Source organism: Rhizobium sp. NPDC090275, from assembly GCF_044772225.1.
In the GTDB taxonomy this organism is placed as follows: Bacteria; Pseudomonadota; Alphaproteobacteria; order Rhizobiales; family Rhizobiaceae; genus Rhizobium.
Window position 1 is genome coordinate 99,907 of the sequence record NZ_JBIVYL010000007.1, and the last position, 16,258, is coordinate 116,164.

A 16,258-nucleotide genomic window follows, 5' to 3' on the forward strand; every position below is an offset into this window, starting at 1 on the left:
CCCCCTTGGATGATCTCAGGTGCCAATGTGCTTCTGGCCGCGCTTCTTGGCGAGCGCGATCTGCAGCTGGCGCTGGCGGTAGCGCAGCCGGTCTTCCTCGGTGCGGCTGTCGTAGCAATGGCTGCAGGACACGCCTTCCTCGTATTTCTCCGAGGTGATCTCTTCCGCGGTGATCGGATTGCGGCAGGCGTGGCAAAGCTTGTGGTCGCCCTCCTTCAACCCATGCTCGACCGAGACGCGCTCGTCGAACACGAAGCAGGCGCCTTCCCACAGGCTCTCTTCCTGCGGCACTTCCTCGAGATATTTCAGGATGCCGCCCTTGAGGTGGTAGACCTCGTCGAAGCCCTGCTCCTTCATGAAGGCAGTGGCCTTCTCGCAGCGTATGCCGCCGGTGCAATACATGGCGATCTTCGGCTTGTTGTGCAGGCCGGTGTTGTTCTTCACCCAGTCCGGAAACTCGCGGAAGGTCTTGGTGTTCGGGTCGACGGCGCCCTTGAAGATGCCGATCGCCGTCTCGTAATCGTTGCGGGTGTCGATGACGATCGTATCGGGATCGGAGATCAGCGCGTTCCAATCCTGCGGCGCGACATAGGTGCCGACGATCTTGTTGGGGTCGATGTTCTCGACGCCCATCGTCACGATCTCTTTCTTCAGCTTCACCTTCATGCGCACGAAGGGCATTTTCGACGCGCGGCTTTCCTTGTGCTCCAGGCGGGCGAATTCCGGCATGGCGCGCAGATAGCCAAGCACCGTCGCGATCCCCGCATCCGGCCCGGCGATCGTGCCGTTGATGCCCTCATGGGCAAGCAGCAGCGTGCCCTTGACGCCATTGTCCTCGCACAGCTGTTGCAGCGGCGCGCGCAGGCTTTCGAAGTGCGGCACGGAAACGAAATGATAAAGGGCCGCGACGAGGAAAGGGCTCGTCGCCTGTTGGGTCGATGTGTCGGTCATGCGGCTGGAAATACAGCTTTCGGCGACCAAGCGCAATCGCCTGCAGGTGCGGCTAATATTCAGCCGCCAAAGGCGATCCAGAGCATCTCGATGCGCATCGCCTCGTCATCCGCATCCGGGCCGAAGATGCGCTCGGCGCGATCCAGCGCATCGTGGCGACCCTGCTGCTGGTGGAAGATGATGGCGTAGAGCAGGTGCGCGAGGTCGTCGGCATTCTCGAAATGGTGATGCTCGGTTTCGACCAGCTCACACAGCAGCTCAAGATCGTTGATGCGCCCGAGCAGGTCGACCAGCGTGCTCGCCGCCTCGTATTTCGCGTTCATGGCGGTCGGCCAGAGTGGATTGAGTAGCTTGTGATAGGCGCGGTAATCCTGCGTGCGCTTGCGCAGCGTGTGAAAGGCTTCGGCCGAGACATGCCCCTCGCAGGCGGCCAGCGCCTTGCGCGCCTTGCGCACCGTGGTGTCCCACCCATGCGCCAGAAGCCGCCCGTGCCTGCGGTGCCCGCCCTTGAGGTTGACGTCCTGAACGGCCGCGATCGCCCGCTTCAGCGCCGAGATGGTGTCCGAGACGACCTTTTCGGGATCACGGCGGGCGGCAATCAGCCGGTCACGCCGGGCGGTGAGCGCCACGACGATGCGGCCGAGCGCCTCGGCCTCGTCGCTGTCGCGGGCGCGTTCATGGAGATAGGTGGCGGTCTCGACCAGCGCCGCCGCATCGCGAAGGGAGGACAGCGAGCGGGCGATGCCGCGCAGCCTGATATTCTCGCGGGCGGAAAATTTCGGCACGGCGCTCGCGACCAGGCGGTAGAGCGAGCGCACCCGCTTCAGCCGCTTGCGTGCCTCATGGATCGCGTGGTCGGTGCCTTGAGGCCGCGTTTCGAGCACATCGATCGCATGGCGCAGCTGGCGTCGCGCGAGCTTGTGAAACTGTGATTTGAAGGACCGGTCAGGCCGTATGCTGAAGGGCATGCCGGTCGTGCTCAAATTCGGTTGCCAATGCCTGATTTGAGTATCTGAAATCGCCGGTGACCTCGCGGCCGAGCCAAGCGGGAAGCGCCGGCCGTTCGGCTTCCGACCCCATCTCGACCTCGGCGATGACGAGGCCGCGGTGCTGGCCGGCGAAAACGTCGACCTCCCAGACGTAGCCCTCATAGGGCACGCGGTAGCGGGTCTTTTCGATGACGATGCCGATCGCCGCACCAAGCAGTTCTTCGGCGTCGGTAACCGGGATTTCGTATTCGAATTCGTCGCGGGTCATCTTGCTGCGACCGATCTTGGTGGTCAGCCGCGCGCTCTTCTTGTCGATGATGCGCACGCGTACCGAACGGTCGTCCATCGACGCGATATAGCCCTGTCTGAGGACAGATTTCGTCTCGACGCCGGAGCGCCAGCCATCGCTGCGTACCAGGAACTTCCGCTCGATCTCTTTTGCCATGACCGATGAACCTCTTTGACGACGGCCGGTACGCTAGCGCAATTTAGCTGAGGTTGATACCCATTCCGTTCCAAAGATGGTTGCGGTCTCGACAAACTTTAGCGGTAGGTCTATTCCGTTGCCGGAATTAAATCGTTTCAAAGGAACCACGGCCATGGGCGAAAAGACAGAAAAACTCCTTTCCATCCTGAAACTGCAGCCCGTTGTGCCGGTCCTGATCGTCGACGACGTCAAGTCGGGCGTTTCGCTGGCGCGGGCATTGGTCGCGGGTGGTTTGAAGGCGATCGAAATCACCATGCGCACGCCGGCAGCGCTGGACACGGTTCGCGCCGTGGCCGACGAGGTCGAGGGTGCCGAGGTTGGCGCCGGCACCATTCTCAACGCCAAGCATTGGGAAGCCGCGGTTGCCGCCGGCTCCAAGTTCATCGTCAGCCCCGGCACCACGCAGGAACTGCTCGACGCGGCCCGCGATTCCTCCGTGCCGCTTCTGCCGGGTGCCGCGACCGCCAGCGAAGTCATGGCGCTGCGCGAAGAAGGCTACCAGGTGCTCAAGTTCTTCCCGGCCGAGCAGGCCGGTGGCGCGGCCATGCTGAAGGCGTTCTCCTCACCGCTCGCTGGCACGCTGTTTTGCCCGACCGGCGGCATCTCGCTGAAAAACGCTATGGATTACCTGTCGCTGCCCAACGTCATCTGCGTCGGCGGCTCGTGGGTTGCGCCGAAGGAACTGATCGCTTCGGGCGACTGGGCCGGCATCACCAAGCTCGCCGCCGAGGCGGCTGCGCTGAAGGGCTGAGACGGCTTTCTCCTGACATTTTTGTGATCCGCATGGTGCGGGCGGCCTTGCCGCCCGCATTTGTATTCGTGCCGGGCGTACCTATCTTCCGTTTTAGCTTAAAAGGGAGACAATCAGGTATGTTCGACGCGAAGAAGCTTCTTGAGCAGTTTCTGGGATCGCAGATTCCGGGTGTGGGCGGCAGCGTTCGCGATCGGGCGGGCGGCGCGATCGAGATGGCCAAGAACAATCCGTGGAAGGCAGGGGCCCTTGCGACCGCCGTGCTCGGCACCAAGACGGGCCGCAACATCGCCGGCAATGTCGCGACGATCGGCGGGCTCGCTGCCGTCGCCGGGCTTGGTTATCTCGCCTACAAGAACTATCAGTCCGGCAAGTCGCCTGAGGCCGCACCGCAGCCTGCCGCCACGACCGGCCAGCCGATCGCGCTGCCGCCGCCGGATTCGGCCTTCAGCCTGGAAGGGCCGCAACTCTCCAATGATTTCGCCCTGACGCTGATCCGCGCGATGATCGCCGCCGCCAAGGCCGATGGCCATATCGACGATGCCGAGCGCGCCAACATCATGGAAAAGGTGCGCGAAGTCGATCTCGGCTCGGAAGCCGAAGCCTTCCTGCGCAACGAACTCGCCAATCCTGTCGATATCGATGATCTCGTAGCCGCCGCGCGCACCGAGGAGCAGAAGGTCGAGCTCTATACCGCGACGCGGCTGACCATCAATCCCGACACCCGCGCCGAACGCGGCTATCTCGACCTGCTCGCCGGCCGCCTCGGCCTGCCGGACGCGCTGCTCGACCATATCGACGCGACCGTGTCGTCAGCCAAGGTCACGGCCTGAGCCGAAAAAGGCTTGCCGTTTGACGATTGGCAAGCCTGCCATCAGGGCCAGTTGCCTTTCGTCGGCGGCTGGCCTAAGCCCTTCTCCTCACCCGCAGGAGATTTTCGCATGGCCGACCCCAGATCCGAACGCCGCTCGCCGGCGATTGCCGCGGCCATCATCCTCGTCTGCGCCGGGCTGGTCATCTATTTCCTGCCGTCGGTGGTGCTGTGGATCGGCAATTACTCGCCGACGCTGGCGATCATCGTCGGGGTGTGCCTGGTGATGGCGTTTTTCGCGGTGTTCTGGTTGCGGGCTCGGTATCAGCGTCGGCGGGGTGGGTGAGGTTAACTCACCAACTACCCACCAAATCCCACACCCTGCAGCGACGCGCCGAGCAACAGCGCGCCCATCACGATGACAAGCAGCGCGCCCAAGAGCTCGATGCCGTTGCCCACCCATGTCGAGACGCGCGAGCCGTGGCCGGCAAGCCGCATGGCGGTGCCCTTGGCGGTGACGGCAAGGGTTGCGAGGATGGCGACGGTGATGGCGGTGCCGAGCGACATGGCGAAGACCGAGAGTACGCCGCCGAGATAGAGGCCATTCAGCAAAGAGAACGTCAGAACCAGCAGCGCGCCGGAGCAGGGGCGCAGGCCGACGGCGACGATCGCCGACCAGGCCTCGCGGATGCTGAATTTCTCCGCGCCGAGCATCGCCGGATCTGGCATGTGCGACTGGCCGCAGGTCTCGCAAGCCATGCCTGAAATGAACTTGTGGCCGGCCTTGGCGGCCTGGGTTTCGCCGAAGGCGTAGGAGCTGTTTTCGCCGCGCTGGTCGGCGTCCTGCCAGTCGAGCATCATGCTGACGGGGCCCGATGCCAGCGCTTCCTGCCCCGGCTGGAAGGCCGGGATGATGGCGCGCAGCTTGCGCAGCAAGAGCCACAGGCCAAAGAGGATGACCATGACGAAGCTTGCGATCTCCATCGCCTGCGTGGCCATGGTGAGCGTGATGCCCGAGCCGCGCAGTACCAGCCAGGCGCCGCCGACAAGCAGGATCGCCACCACTCCCTGGACGAAAGCCGATATGAAGGAGATGACGACGCCGCGCTTCAACTCGATCTCGTTGGCGATCATGTAGGAGGAGATGACGGCCTTGCCATGGCCGGGGCCGGCGGCGTGGAAGACACCATACGCAAAGGACAGGCCGACCAGCGTGCCGAGCTGCCAGGGATCCTCGCGCATCGCCTTCAACGCGTTGGTCAGCGCGCGATAGAAGGCCTGCTGTTCGTGATTGATGTAGAGAAAGAGCGGCGCCAGCGGCCCGCCGGAGGGCTGGAAGCTCGGCTCCGCCGTGCCGATGCCGAGCGGCGATTGCGCATGCGCGGCGGCGAGGCCGGTCACGAGCAGCAGGCCGGCGGCGTATAGCAGGAGGGTGGGCTTGCGCCTCAGCATGTGACGTCCAGCTTGGTGGCGAAGAGCTTCGACATGTTGGTGCCGGTCGGATCGTTGAAGAAGGCGTCGGTCAGCGATTGCTTGTTCTGCGAGATCACCTGGTCGGCATCGGGCCTGACCACCTGGTGCTTGCAGGCCTTGAAGGCGTCCCCGACGAGGATCATCTCCTTGTCGGTCGGAAAGTCGATCGAGGTGTAGAGCGTCGGATCGTAGACGCCAAAGGTGAGGTTGCCCTTGAGCGGCATCTTCTCGACCGGCTTGACGGCGAAGAACATCAAGAGCTGGCCGTCGCGGTAATCGACATGGATGATGTCGGGCTTCTGAACGGTGATGTTCTTCCCGTTCATCGTCAGGTTCATGTAGTAATCATAGTCGGCCAGGGAATCGCGGACCGTCTTGCCGACTTCGGCGAGCTCGTTCGGCTCCAGCTTCAGATCGGTGTTCTTGTCAAAATCCATGACGACAGAGGAGGTGAAGACCTCGTCGAAGCGCCAGACGTTGCGGAACTCCGCGATATTGCCGTCATCGCCGGCGACCACCTCGAGGCGGGCCTCCACGAAGATATGCGGATGCGCGAAGGCTGCGGCGGGCACGAGCGTCAGAAAGCCGGCCGTCAGTAAAGTCGATATCTTCATGCGTCCGCTAACTTCATCTCTAGAGTTCGGGCCAAGTTCGGTTGCCGGAAAGGCGATAAATCCGGGTGGGGCGGCCCAAATCAGTTGCTGCGATCTTGCCGGAAAATGGGACCGAATTGGGACCGGATTTCCGCGGTTCCGGCTTAGGGGTGCTTCTTGAACCAATTGTGAAGATAGTCGACGAAAATGCGCACCTTGGCGGGCAGGTAACGGCGGTGCGGATAGACGGCGTAAATGCCGCGATCGGTGGCGATATAGTCGTTGAAGAGTGTCACCAGCTCGCCGCTCTCGATCGGCTTGCGGGCGATGAAATCGGGAATGAAGGCGATGCCGATGCCTGACAGGGCGGCGCGTAGCGTCGCATGCGGGCTGTTGACCTCGATCGGGCCGGAGACGGCGACGGCAAACGAGGTGCCGTCAGGGTTCTGGAAGCGGATGCTGCCTTGGTTGCGCGAGTTGGTGTCGATGATGAAGGGCACGTTCGAGAGATCGGCCGGGTTCTGCAACTGCGGATGACGCTCCAGAAACTCCGGCGTCGCGCAGAGGTGGATGCGGAAATCCGAGATCTTGCGGGCGATCATGCCGGAATCCTCGAGCTTCGTCACGCGGATCGCAACGTCGAAGCCTTCCTCGATCAGGTCGACGAAGCGGTCGTCGGCGGAGATTTCCAGCTGCAGGTCCGGGTTCTCTCGGGCGAAATCGATCAGCGACTGGCCGACATCGGCATCGACATAGGTGCGCGGCACCGAGATCTTCAGCTTGCCCTTCAGCTGCGCGTTGTTCTCGCGCACGAGATCGGCAAGGTTGTCGATCTCCTTCAGGATGTCGGAAGCGGTGCGATAATAGGTGTGGCCGGCCTCGGTCATCGAAAACTGGCGGGTCGTGCGGTTCAAGAGCAGCGCGCCAAGCTCATCCTCGAGCTCGCGGACGTATTTCGACAGCAGCGCCTTGGACCGGCCGGTCTTGCGGGCGGCAGCGGAAAAACCCTCGGCTTCGACGACGTCGATGAAGGCGCGGATGCGGGTGAGGGTGTCCATGAGTGCTTTGCGGTCCTGATTTATATCCGGAATATCAATCAGATAATCCTAGAGCAAAGGCAAGCGCGACGTTCATGCGGCAATAGGTCCACGCAAGTGGGCTGGCGTTTTTCGTTTTTTTGCGCAACCCCAAAAAAACTCTTGATTATGACGGCGAATATTCTTATCTCGACCTCAGCCCAAAGTCGCACGTGCCCATGGGTGTCCGCCGAACCCTCGAATTGGTGAGGAAATCGGTAAGGTACCTGGAATTAACCCCTCCAGTCGCTATTCCGGCCAACCGGAAAATGCGAGGACGCCTGAAGCAACGACGGTGCGGGCCTTTTTGTTCTCTCCCTGCTTTCCATCAGCGGGGGTTACTGAAGAGGCACACCTTCATTGCCGGAAGTGCGGTAGGGAATCCCCTCCAATCCATGGCAGACAAAGCCGAATCCATGTCGCTTTCGCGGCGTTGATTCATCATTCGCGCATTCGAGCGCTTGCTAAGGTTCCGGGGTCTCCACCGGCTGGTTCCTATGCGAGTGATCGGCTGCCCTTTGTCCTCCGGTTTTTCCGGAGCTCTGGAATTGAAAAGGGAATCGATATGACCACTCAGCGCATCCGCGACTTTCTCGCAACCCGACGTCCCGACGGTCCCTGCCTTGTGGTCGACCTCGACGTCGTGCGCGACAATTTCTCCGCTTTCCGTCACGCCATGCCGGACAGCGCCATCTACTACGCCGTCAAGGCAAACCCGGCTCCAGAAGTCCTGAAGCTGCTCGCCGACATGGGCTCCAACTTCGATTGCGCGTCCGTCGCCGAAATCGAAATGGCGCTCAACGCCGGTGCGACCGCTGCCCGTGTCTCCTACGGCAACACGATCAAGAAGGAACGCGACGTTGCCCGTGCGCATGCGCTCGGCGTCAGCCTCTTTGCAGTCGACAGCCACGAGGAAGTCGAGAAGATCTCGCGTGCCGCTCCCGGCGCCCGCGTGTTCTGCCGCGTTCTGACCGATGGCGAAGGCGCTGAATGGCCGCTCAGCCGCAAGTTCGGTTGCGTGCCGCAGATGGCCGTCGACGTTCTCGTCTACGCGCATCAGCTGGGCCTCGAGTCCTACGGTGTGTCGTTCCACGTCGGTTCGCAGATGACCAAGGTCGATGCCTGGGATTCGGCTCTTGCCGATGCCAAGCGCGTCTTCGTTCAGCTGGCCAAGCAGGGCATCCACCTGCAGATGGTCAACATGGGCGGCGGCTTCCCGACCAAGTACCTGCGCGACGTTCCGTCGGCGGAAGCTTACGGTCGTGCGATCTACCAGAGCCTTCGTGACCACTTCGGCAACAACCTGCCGAAGACGATCATCGAGCCGGGCCGCGGCATGGTTGGCAACGCCGGCGTCATCAAGACGGAAGTCGTGCTGATCTCGAAGAAGTCCGACAACGACGCCGCTCGCTGGGTGTTCCTCGACATCGGCAAGTTCGGCGGTCTGGCCGAAACGATGGACGAAGCCATTCGTTACCCGATCCGCACCGAGCGCGACGGCGACGAAATGGAGCCCTGCGTCATCGCCGGCCCGACCTGCGATTCCGCTGACGTGCTTTACGAAAAGAATCTCTACCCGCTGCCGCTCACTCTTTCGATCGGCGACGAAATCCTGATCGAAGGCACCGGCGCCTACACGACCACCTACTCGGCGGTCGCGTTCAACGGCTTCGAGCCGCTGAAGGCCTATATTATCTGATACCGCCGGCCCCGCAGCCAGCCGGGGCGGCACCCTCACAATGATCTGACGATACCGTTTGAAACGGTTTTGAGTTCGGGAGGCCACGATGGCCGCTGTTCTTGATTCTGTCCGCGCATTCTTTGCGCATTCTGTTTTCACCATCGACGCCGAAAATGCCGGCGATGTCGTTGCGCGCGAGAACCTGCTCGATCGCGCCATGGGCCCGAACCGCCGCCGCAAGTCGTCGGAAAAGATCCGCCGTGGCCGCGTTCCGGCCGAAGGCCTGGCACTGGTTGCGCGTGATCGCGACGGTCACGTGATCGGCACCGTGCGCCTGTGGAACGTCGAAGCCGGCGTCAATGCCGATGGTACTGCCATCGACGCGCTGCTGCTTGGGCCGCTGGCTGTCGATTCCAGCTTCGAGGGCAAGGGTGTCGGTTCGGCGCTGATGCGCGCCGCCATGCTGGAAGCCAAGACCCGTGGTCACGGCGCAATCCTGCTTGTGGGCGACGCCCCCTATTACGAGCGTTTCGGCTTCTTCGCCGCAAAGGCTCAGCATCTCGTCATGCCTGGTCCGTTCGAACGCTCGCGCTTTCTGGCGCTCGAGCTGGTCGAGGGCTGGCTTGACGGCGCGGCCGGCATGATCGTCCCGACGGGGCGGATGCTGGCCAGCGCGCCGATCCGCAGGGCGGCCTGAATCAGGCCTTGTCCGGCAGAGCCTCTCCCCAAAAGGGAGGGGCTTTTTTGTTTCATTTCCAGTTTCAGGAAATCAGTTTGAAGGGGCGCCGGAAGAGCCGGCGGACTATTATCCCCTCTGTATTCGCTTCGCCGTTTTCTAGCGGCGCTTATTTCACGACGCTGGCGTCAACCAGCTGTGTCCCGGCAGTCTGTACGATATTGTCCGGTATGGCGGCGATGAAAAACATCGTGAAAGCATAGACCGCGAATATGGTCGCTGCGGCTGTGGCCTTAAGAATCATTCATGCACTCCTAGTTCTCTGGTATCTAATGTGAGCGCAAAAGTCGGCTTTCCCAAGAGTTTTCTGAACGCCAGATGAACAAAAAACTGTGACGGTAAATTTTAACGATATTTTAGCAACACTGCAGCTTCGCCTTTATGGGGAAGAAATTCACTTTTCGTTCTAATAAAATGCAGAAAAAACAATCATATGGATGAAAATATGGGCGAGAATCATCCCCATGGCGTAGGGTCGGCGCATCATGAACGCGTCATCGAGCAGGGAGCCGGGTTCATGAACCGGTTCGGTCTCCGTTCATAATTCGGCGCTTGATGACGGTCGCGAAAGGTCGAATCGGATGCCGTCAGGGCAGATGATTCGTCCGGGGACGCCAGATCGAGAGACGCTCCTGTCGGTCTGATGAAGCCGGAAAGCCTGAAACGATCGGGCAGGCGGACCAGCCTGACACTTACTACTCAATACCTCGACCGCCTGCCTTCTCCCTTTTTCACCGCCGTGGGCAGCCCGCGCGCGGATATTCGTGCTGCCCGCCGATCGGATGACTTGCCGCCGGCGCGATTCCGTAGGAATGTATTTTAGTTATCACTAAAACGTGAGGGCGAACTTATGATACGGTCTCTACTTCTTTCCCTTTCCTGCGCCTGCCTGCTGTTGCTTGCGGGCGCGTCGACTTCCTTTGCAGCAATCAAGACGGTGACGGCGAAGCCGACGGTCGAGTCGATGGCGCCGGGCGAATCCGTTCTCTTCGACGACAAGAAATGTCCGGCGGGGATGATCGCGAAATTCACCAAGGCGCAAAAGCGAACCCAGATGAACCGAAAATGCGTGCATCAATGATCTTGAGCCAAGGGCGATCATAAGGTTTCACATCCATGTGAGTTTGAAGGGGCGGCCGATGATTTGATCGGCCGCCCGTCATAGATAATGGCGCATGATCAAGCGCCTCGCACTTCTCTTCATGCTGTCGCTCACGCCAGCCGTCGCCTTCGCGCAGCAACCGAGCCCTGTGACCACGCTGCTTGATGGCGGCGCGTCGCGCGAGGAGCTGCGGCCGCTGAAGGCTGTCGTCGTCGCCAGGGATGGCGAGATCATCGCCGAGCATGGCTATCGCGGCCATTCGACCAAGGAATCCGTCAACATCAAGTCGGCCTCCAAGTCGATCATCTCGAGCCTTGTCGGCATCGCCATCGGCAAGGGCCTGCTCGAGGGACCGGACCAAAAGATCGCGCCGATCCTGAAGGCCGACCTGCCCGACAATCCGGATCCGAGGCTCGGCCAGATCACCATCGGTAACCTGCTCTCGATGCAAGCGGGGCTTGGTCGCCTGTCCGGTCCCGATTACGGGCGCTTCGTGTCGTCGCGCAACTGGGTGCGGTTCGCGCTAGCGCAGCCGTTCGCCGATGCGCCGGGCGGGCAGATGCTCTATTCGACAGCCTCTACGCATCTGCTGTCGGCGATCCTGACCAAGGTCGGCGGGAAATCGACGCTTGCCCTGGCGCGGGAGTGGCTAGCGCCCGTCGATGGCTTTCGCATCGGCGCATGGGAGCGGGATCCGCAGGGGATCTATCTCGGCGGCAACCAGATGGCGATGACCGCCCGTTCATTGCTTGCCTTCGGCGAGCTCTACCGCAATGGCGGCAAGGCTCCAGATGGCACGCAGGTCGTTCCCGCCGATTGGGTCGTCCAGTCCTGGCAGCACCGCACCAATTCGCGCTTCTCGGGCGATGACTACGGCTACGGCTGGTTCTCGCGACAGATCGGTGGCGAGCAAGTGCATTTCGGCTGGGGTTATGGCGGCCAGATGCTCTATATCGTGCCGTCGCTGAAGCTCACCGTCGTGATGACGTCCGACGAAAACGGCCCCTCGGCGAGAACCGGCTACCGCGATGCGCTGCACGGGCTTCTCTCCGAGATCATCGCTGCCGCACGCCCTGTCTGAGCGGGCTTTTCAGCGCATTGGTTAAAATGCGACCAAGCGTTCCAATCAAAACGCAATAGCGATCTCGTAACGTGTACGCGCCGGTGAATTGGAGGCGCGTACATGATTTTGGATCTGCGGACGATCTACGTCGTCTCCGCCATGACGCTGCTGGTTCTCGGAAGCGCGCATATGGTGAGCTATTGGACCGGGCGGTTCGGCCGCTGGCCGGCATGGTGGGGCGCCAGCTATCTGGTGCTTGGCGTCGGGACGCTCCTCGTCTGCCTGCGCAATTTCATTCCCTATGTGCTGTCGATCCAGCTGGGCAACGTGCTGACCATCGCCGGTTACCTGCTGTCGTTCTTCGCCATCCGCGTGCTCGCCGGCCGGCCGGTGTCGATGCTTGCCTGCGCGCTGGCGCTCGTCTGCATCAGCCTCCCGGTCGCGGCTCTGCCCTCAGGCGACATGGCTGTGTCGACGCGGCTGTTCTATGTCTCGGCCATCTGCTGCCTGTGCGATCTGGCGGTGCTGCGCGAGGGTATCGGTATCCACAGGCGCGAGAAGCTTTTCTCGGCGGGCCTGCTGGCGTGGCTCTATCTGCCGACGGCGGCGATTTTCCTGGTGCGGAGCGTCATGGCGGCAACGGGCGAGATTGCGGGTCCTGATCCCTACGGCGCCACCGTCGCCCATAGCTGGATGGCATCGACGGCGGTCATCTTTCTGGCGCTGCGCAGCATGCTGATCGTATTGATGGCGGCCGAGCGCAACAGGAGCGAACTGATCGCGCTGGCGCATCATGATCCGCTGACGGGCGCGCTCAATCGCGGTGGACTGGCGCAGCGGCTGCCGGTGCGCGACGCCCACGCGTTGGCACTCCTGGTGGTCGATATCGATCACTTCAAGCAGCTGAACGACCAGCATGGCCATCCCGTCGGAGACGATGTGCTCCGGCTGTTTTCCAGTGCGGCGCGCAGCGTGCTGCGGCCCGATGATCTCCTGTCGCGCCACGGCGGCGACGAGTTTCTCGTGGTACTGAAGAATACCGCCGAGGATGGGGCGATTGCCGTCGCCGAGCGGATGCGGCTGGCATTCTCGCAGCAGGTTTCGGCGATGGCGCTGTTCGCGTCGCTTCCGACGCTCAGCATCGGCGTCGCCGCCTGCAGCGGTCCGGACATCGATTTCAAGAAGCTTCTGGAGCGGGCCGATACCGCGCTCTACGCTTCCAAGCGGCGAGGCCGCGACCGGGTCGAGGCATCGCCCGCGCAGGAGCAGGCGGCCTAGAGCATTTCCGCGTTTCTTCGAAACGCAAAAATGCTCTAGCCCGAGCTCAGATATTCTGATCCATGCTTTCGGCGGGGATTTCGCTGGCAGAGTGGATGCGCACCACCGCTGCCGGGACGCCGGCCACCGTGCAATGAGCCGGGACCGGCTTCACCACCACGCTGCCGGCCGCCACCTTGCTAAAGGCGCCGATCTCGATATTGCCGAGGATCTTGGCGCCTGCGCCGATCATCACGCCGCGGCGGATCTTCGGGTGCCGGTCGCCGGTTTCCTTGCCGGTGCCGCCGAGCGTGACGCCCTGGAGGATCGAGACCTCGTCCTCGATGACAGCAGTCTCGCCGATGACGATCCCGGAGCCGTGGTCGAGCATGATGCCGGAGCCGATCCTTGCCGCCGGATGGATGTCCGGGCCGAAGACCAGCGAGGCGAGATTGGCAAGCCAGCTGGCGATCTCGACGCGGCCTTCGATCCACAGTTTGTGGGCGGCGCGGTGGATCTGCAGGGCGTGGAAGCCCTTCAGGTTGAGCAGCGCATGCAGATAGGTCGTGCAGGCCGGATCGCGCTTGCGCACTGCCATAAGGTCGGCCTGGATCTCGGTGAGGATAGCAGGTGTCAGCGTTTCCTGGAGAAGCGTCGTCAGAGCCGCTGTATCGACATCGGCGCGCGAGAGGCGCGCGGCGAGCACGCGGGCAACGATTGTCGCGCTATCCGCAGCCTCGATCACCTGCGATGTCAAAAGAGGCCGCAAGACCGGTTCGCGTTCGCAGAGCGCCAGGGCCTCGGCGCGGATCAACACCCACGCCGAGGCATCGTTGGCGGCTGCGGTTTCGGCGATGGCGGTTCTGGTCTGCGACATCTGGCTCAGCTCTCTGTTTTCACGCCAACTGTTTTCAAGCGTGTCATATCCCGAAACCGGTGGCCAGTCTCGGGATATGTGTCTTAAAGCGTGTCGCGATCCTTCGGATTCGCTCGTCACGCTTTAAGTGTTTGTTCTGTCGCATGTCGGTGCCGCAAAACCGCTGCACACTTTCGCGCGACATGCCCTAGGCGGCGATATCGACCACGCCGCAATCGCCTGCTTCCGAAGCGAAGGCCAGCAGCTTGCCGTTCTTGCTCCAGCTCATGGCGGTGATCGCACCCTTGCCGGGGCGGCGGATCAGCGCTTCCTTGCTGTCGGCAAGGCGAACGGCGAGGATCATGCCGTCGATGAAGCCGATGGCGAGGATGTCTTCGGCCGGGTGGAACTTGACCGATGTCGCCATGATGTTGGCGCGGGTGCCGAGTTCGAGCGGCGCCTTGCCCATCGGGCCATCCTTGCCCGAGAACGGCCAGACGATGGCGGCAGGGGCGCCTGATGAGGCGAGCCACTTGCCCTTGGCCGACCAGGAGAGCGACTTGACCTTGGCGGGGTAGCCGGTCATGCGCATGTGGCGGGCTTCCGAGCCGGGCTTGATGTCGAGCTTCCAGCCATGCAGCGCGTTTTCCTGCATTGTCGTGACGAGGAAGTTGCCATCCGGCGAGAAGGTCACGCCTGTATGGGCGCCCTTCCATTCGAGATCGACGGGCTTAGCATCGCCCGCCACCCAATGCAGCGATACGCCATTATAGCGGGCGGCGGCGACGCGCATGCCCTTGGGCGCGAAGGCGAGGCCTTCGACGGTGCGTTCCTCGGTGAATTCGCGGGTGGTGCCGTCAGAAAGGCGGACGATCGCGCTCTTGCCGTGGGAATAGGCGATGGCGCCCTGCGGGCCGGCTGCGAGCTGCGAGATCCACTTGCGCGGCGCATGCGCCAGCTCGGTGACGCCGCCATCGGCGGCAATCCGCAGCACCTTGCCGTCTTCGCCGCCCGAGATCAGGCTTTCGCTATAGGGATCGCGGATGCAGGTGAGCATGCCCTGATGGGCTTCGGTAACCTTCTCCGAACCATCCAGCCGGTGAAACGTGCCGGTGGCGCTGGCGAAGAAGGGGGTATCACCTAAAAATTCGACGGCCAGGATATGGCCGTCGATATCAAACGGGGCAACAGTCGGCATCAGGCAGAGGCCTCGCACGCCTTGAAGGAAGCTTCGAGCTTTTCGCGGTCAAGCTCGCGGCCGATGAAGACGAGACGGGTCTCGCGCTTCTCGCCGTCCTTCCAGGCACGCTGGTGGTCGCCTTCGATGATCATGTGCACGCCCTGAACGACATAGCGCTCGGCATCGCCCTTGAACGCGATGATGCCCTTGAGGCGCAGGATGTTCGGGCCCTGCGTCTGGGTGATCTTCTGGATCCAGGGGAAGAAGCGGTCCGGGTTCATCTCGCCGCCGCGCAGCGACACCGACTGCACCGTCACGTCATGGATCGGGGAGACGGCGCCGTGGTGATGGTGGTCGTGTCCATGATCGTGGTGGTGATGATCGTGCCCGTGGTCATGATCATGGTGGTGATGATCGTGATCATGCGCATGGTGATGGTGGCCATGGTCGTGGCCGCAATCCGGGCCGCAGACATGGTCGGGGTGATCGTGGTCGAGGAAGTGCGGGTCGTTTTCCAGCGCGCGTTCCAGGTTGAAGGCGCCCTGATCGAGCACGCGGGCGAGATCGACGCCGGAGCGGCTGGTCTTGTAGACGCGGGCCGACGGGTTGATGGCACGCACGACGTCTTCGATCTGCGCCAGCTCTTCCGGGGTGACGAGGTCGGTCTTGTTGATCAGCACGACGTCGGCGAAGGCGATCTGGTCTTCGGCCTCGCGGCTGTCCTTCAGGCGCAGCGGCAAATGCTTGGCGTCGACGAGGGCGACCACGGCATCGAGCTCGGTCTTGGCGCGGACGTCGTCATCCATGAAGAAGGTCTGGGCAACCGGCACCGGATCGGCAAGGCCCGTCGTCTCGACGATGATGCCGTCGAAACGGCCGGGGCGGCGCATCAGGCCTTCGACGACGCGGATCAGGTCGCCGCGCACCGTGCAACAAACACAGCCATTGTTCATCTCGTAGATCTCTTCGTCGGATTCGACGATGAGGTCGTTGTCGATGCCGATCTCGCCGAACTCGTTGACGATGACGGCATACTTCTTGCCATGCGCTTCCGTCAGGATGCGGTTCAACAGCGTCGTTTTGCCGGCGCCGAGGTAGCCGGTGAGAACGGTGACGGGGATGGGCTTGGGTTGCGTCTGGAGAGCGTCGGTCATGAGAACCTCGATAGGTGGGGGCTTGCTCGGGGTTTTTCGCCCGGGCCTTTCAAATTCGTCGTCTCATATAAGGGGTGCGGCGCGGCAGTTCAAAGGGA

The 16,258-nt window shown here is 62.3% G+C and carries 18 protein-coding genes; 8 read left to right on the top strand and 10 right to left on the bottom strand.

The genetic code is table 11. From position 1 onward, the window contains the following. Positions 1 to 15: 15 nt before the first annotated feature. From ACIQUB_RS18675 to ACIQUB_RS18685, 3 genes are read right to left on the bottom strand one after another with little or no spacing between them, the layout of a single operon-like run. Positions 16 to 951 carry a rhodanese-related sulfurtransferase gene (locus tag ACIQUB_RS18675; RefSeq protein ID WP_026283627.1) on the bottom strand — a complete coding sequence of 312 codons (936 nt, stop codon included), beginning with the start codon at positions 949 to 951 and terminating at the stop codon, positions 16 to 18. A 59-nt stretch (positions 952 to 1,010) separates the two neighbouring features. After that, positions 1,011 to 1,919 carry a CHAD domain-containing protein gene (locus ACIQUB_RS18680; RefSeq protein ID WP_113239406.1) on the bottom strand — a complete coding sequence of 303 codons (909 nt, stop codon included), beginning with the start codon at positions 1,917 to 1,919 and terminating at the stop codon, positions 1,011 to 1,013. Beyond that, positions 1,897 to 2,385 (bottom strand): CYTH domain-containing protein, encoded by a 489-nt coding sequence (locus tag ACIQUB_RS18685; RefSeq protein ID WP_113239399.1) that lies wholly within the window; start codon positions 2,383 to 2,385, stop codon positions 1,897 to 1,899. The genes ACIQUB_RS18680 and ACIQUB_RS18685 overlap by 23 nt, the downstream gene beginning before the upstream one ends. Positions 2,386 to 2,539: 154 nt before the next feature. Between ACIQUB_RS18685 and ACIQUB_RS18690 the strand changes: the two genes are divergently transcribed. The 3 genes from ACIQUB_RS18690 (at position 2,540) to ACIQUB_RS18700 (ending at position 4,335) form a co-directional block, all read left to right on the top strand. After that, positions 2,540 to 3,178: a 2-dehydro-3-deoxy-phosphogluconate aldolase gene (locus ACIQUB_RS18690; protein WP_018901951.1), complete on the top strand. Its 639-nt coding sequence runs from the start codon at positions 2,540 to 2,542 to the stop codon at positions 3,176 to 3,178. Positions 3,179 to 3,297: 119 nt separating this feature from the next. Next, positions 3,298 to 4,011, top strand: a complete 714-nt coding sequence (locus ACIQUB_RS18695; protein WP_111564905.1) for a tellurite resistance TerB family protein — start codon at positions 3,298 to 3,300, stop codon at positions 4,009 to 4,011. A 108-nt stretch (positions 4,012 to 4,119) separates the two neighbouring features. Beyond that, a complete protein-coding gene (locus tag ACIQUB_RS18700; RefSeq protein WP_111564904.1) occupies positions 4,120 to 4,335 on the top strand; it encodes a hypothetical protein in 216 nt (71 codons plus the stop codon). A gap of 14 nt (positions 4,336 to 4,349) precedes the next feature. Here the strand turns inward: ACIQUB_RS18700 and ACIQUB_RS18705 are convergent, their stop codons facing one another. The 3 genes from ACIQUB_RS18705 to ACIQUB_RS18715 all read right to left on the bottom strand — a co-directional run bounded on the left by ACIQUB_RS18705 (position 4,350) and on the right by ACIQUB_RS18715 (position 7,113). Then, positions 4,350 to 5,441, bottom strand: a complete 1,092-nt coding sequence (locus tag ACIQUB_RS18705; protein ID WP_113239397.1) for a nickel/cobalt transporter — start codon at positions 5,439 to 5,441, stop codon at positions 4,350 to 4,352. After that, the gene (locus tag ACIQUB_RS18710) at positions 5,435 to 6,076 is read right to left on the bottom strand and encodes a DUF1007 family protein (protein ID WP_113239395.1); all 642 of its coding nucleotides are present in this window, start codon (positions 6,074 to 6,076) and stop codon (positions 5,435 to 5,437) included. Before ACIQUB_RS18710 ends, ACIQUB_RS18705 begins: the two co-directional genes overlap by 7 nt. Before the next feature lie 143 nt (positions 6,077 to 6,219). Further along, positions 6,220 to 7,113 (bottom strand): LysR family transcriptional regulator, encoded by an 894-nt coding sequence (locus tag ACIQUB_RS18715; RefSeq protein WP_113239394.1) that lies wholly within the window; start codon positions 7,111 to 7,113, stop codon positions 6,220 to 6,222. Between the two features lie 583 nt (positions 7,114 to 7,696). Between ACIQUB_RS18715 and odc2 the strand changes: the two genes are divergently transcribed. Further along, entirely contained in the window at positions 7,697 to 8,830 is a 1,134-nt protein-coding gene (gene odc2, locus ACIQUB_RS18720) for an ornithine/lysine decarboxylase (RefSeq protein ID WP_113239393.1), read from the top strand. Between the two features lie 88 nt (positions 8,831 to 8,918). Beyond that, positions 8,919 to 9,509, top strand: coding sequence for a GNAT family N-acetyltransferase (locus ACIQUB_RS18725; protein WP_113239392.1), 591 nt, complete (start codon positions 8,919 to 8,921; stop codon positions 9,507 to 9,509). Positions 9,510 to 9,657: 148 nt separating this feature from the next. On the opposite strand, the gene ACIQUB_RS18730 is transcribed toward ACIQUB_RS18725, so the two are convergent. After that, a complete protein-coding gene (locus ACIQUB_RS18730; protein WP_018901941.1) occupies positions 9,658 to 9,792 on the bottom strand; it encodes a hypothetical protein in 135 nt (44 codons plus the stop codon). Positions 9,793 to 10,398: 606 nt separating this feature from the next. Between ACIQUB_RS18730 and ACIQUB_RS18735 the strand changes: the two genes are divergently transcribed. From ACIQUB_RS18735 to ACIQUB_RS18745, 3 genes are all read left to right on the top strand, one after another. Further along, positions 10,399 to 10,629, top strand: a complete 231-nt coding sequence (locus ACIQUB_RS18735) for a DUF6719 family protein (RefSeq protein ID WP_113239391.1) — start codon at positions 10,399 to 10,401, stop codon at positions 10,627 to 10,629. A gap of 94 nt (positions 10,630 to 10,723) precedes the next feature. Then, entirely contained in the window at positions 10,724 to 11,731 is a 1,008-nt protein-coding gene (locus ACIQUB_RS18740; protein ID WP_113239390.1) for a serine hydrolase, read from the top strand. Positions 11,732 to 11,833: 102 nt separating this feature from the next. Next, a complete protein-coding gene (locus tag ACIQUB_RS18745; RefSeq protein WP_113239388.1) occupies positions 11,834 to 12,991 on the top strand; it encodes a GGDEF domain-containing protein in 1,158 nt (385 codons plus the stop codon). Between the two features lie 46 nt (positions 12,992 to 13,037). On the opposite strand, the gene cysE is transcribed toward ACIQUB_RS18745, so the two are convergent. The 3 genes from cysE to ACIQUB_RS18760 form a co-directional block, all read right to left on the bottom strand. Beyond that, positions 13,038 to 13,847: a serine O-acetyltransferase gene (cysE, locus tag ACIQUB_RS18750; protein ID WP_402931292.1), complete on the bottom strand. Its 810-nt coding sequence runs from the start codon at positions 13,845 to 13,847 to the stop codon at positions 13,038 to 13,040. A 187-nt stretch (positions 13,848 to 14,034) separates the two neighbouring features. Beyond that, complete coding sequence (locus tag ACIQUB_RS18755; protein WP_113239385.1) at positions 14,035 to 15,024, bottom strand: WD40 repeat domain-containing protein; 990 nt, start codon at positions 15,022 to 15,024, stop codon at positions 14,035 to 14,037. Further along, positions 15,024 to 16,160 carry a GTP-binding protein gene (locus ACIQUB_RS18760; protein WP_113239384.1) on the bottom strand — a complete coding sequence of 379 codons (1,137 nt, stop codon included), beginning with the start codon at positions 16,158 to 16,160 and terminating at the stop codon, positions 15,024 to 15,026. Before ACIQUB_RS18760 ends, ACIQUB_RS18755 begins: the two co-directional genes overlap by 1 nt. Positions 16,161 to 16,258 lie beyond the last annotated feature (98 nt).

What these genes read in the sequence shown, in the direction of transcription:
- ACIQUB_RS18740 (WP_113239390.1), top strand. Translation starts at nt 10,724, where the DNA reads ATGATCAAGCGCCTCGCACTTCTCTTCATGCTGTCGCTCACGCCAGCC.
- ACIQUB_RS18745 (WP_113239388.1), top strand. Translation starts at nt 11,834, where the DNA reads ATGATTTTGGATCTGCGGACGATCTACGTCGTCTCCGCCATGACGCTG.
- ACIQUB_RS18685 (WP_113239399.1), bottom strand. Translation starts at nt 2,385, where the DNA reads ATGGCAAAAGAGATCGAGCGGAAGTTCCTGGTACGCAGCGATGGCTGG.
- ACIQUB_RS18680 (WP_113239406.1), bottom strand. Translation starts at nt 1,919, where the DNA reads ATGCCCTTCAGCATACGGCCTGACCGGTCCTTCAAATCACAGTTTCAC.
- ACIQUB_RS18715 (WP_113239394.1), bottom strand. Translation starts at nt 7,113, where the DNA reads ATGGACACCCTCACCCGCATCCGCGCCTTCATCGACGTCGTCGAAGCC.
- odc2 (WP_113239393.1), top strand. Translation starts at nt 7,697, where the DNA reads ATGACCACTCAGCGCATCCGCGACTTTCTCGCAACCCGACGTCCCGAC.
- ACIQUB_RS18735 (WP_113239391.1), top strand. Translation starts at nt 10,399, where the DNA reads ATGATACGGTCTCTACTTCTTTCCCTTTCCTGCGCCTGCCTGCTGTTG.
- ACIQUB_RS18710 (WP_113239395.1), bottom strand. Translation starts at nt 6,076, where the DNA reads ATGAAGATATCGACTTTACTGACGGCCGGCTTTCTGACGCTCGTGCCC.
- ACIQUB_RS18760 (WP_113239384.1), bottom strand. Translation starts at nt 16,160, where the DNA reads ATGACCGACGCTCTCCAGACGCAACCCAAGCCCATCCCCGTCACCGTT.
- ACIQUB_RS18690 (WP_018901951.1), top strand. Translation starts at nt 2,540, where the DNA reads ATGGGCGAAAAGACAGAAAAACTCCTTTCCATCCTGAAACTGCAGCCC.
- ACIQUB_RS18695 (WP_111564905.1), top strand. Translation starts at nt 3,298, where the DNA reads ATGTTCGACGCGAAGAAGCTTCTTGAGCAGTTTCTGGGATCGCAGATT.
- cysE (WP_402931292.1), bottom strand. Translation starts at nt 13,847, where the DNA reads ATGTCGCAGACCAGAACCGCCATCGCCGAAACCGCAGCCGCCAACGAT.
- ACIQUB_RS18700 (WP_111564904.1), top strand. Translation starts at nt 4,120, where the DNA reads ATGGCCGACCCCAGATCCGAACGCCGCTCGCCGGCGATTGCCGCGGCC.
- ACIQUB_RS18730 (WP_018901941.1), bottom strand. Translation starts at nt 9,792, where the DNA reads ATGATTCTTAAGGCCACAGCCGCAGCGACCATATTCGCGGTCTATGCT.
- ACIQUB_RS18725 (WP_113239392.1), top strand. Translation starts at nt 8,919, where the DNA reads ATGGCCGCTGTTCTTGATTCTGTCCGCGCATTCTTTGCGCATTCTGTT.
- ACIQUB_RS18675 (WP_026283627.1), bottom strand. Translation starts at nt 951, where the DNA reads ATGACCGACACATCGACCCAACAGGCGACGAGCCCTTTCCTCGTCGCG.
- ACIQUB_RS18705 (WP_113239397.1), bottom strand. Translation starts at nt 5,441, where the DNA reads ATGCTGAGGCGCAAGCCCACCCTCCTGCTATACGCCGCCGGCCTGCTG.
- ACIQUB_RS18755 (WP_113239385.1), bottom strand. Translation starts at nt 15,024, where the DNA reads ATGCCGACTGTTGCCCCGTTTGATATCGACGGCCATATCCTGGCCGTC.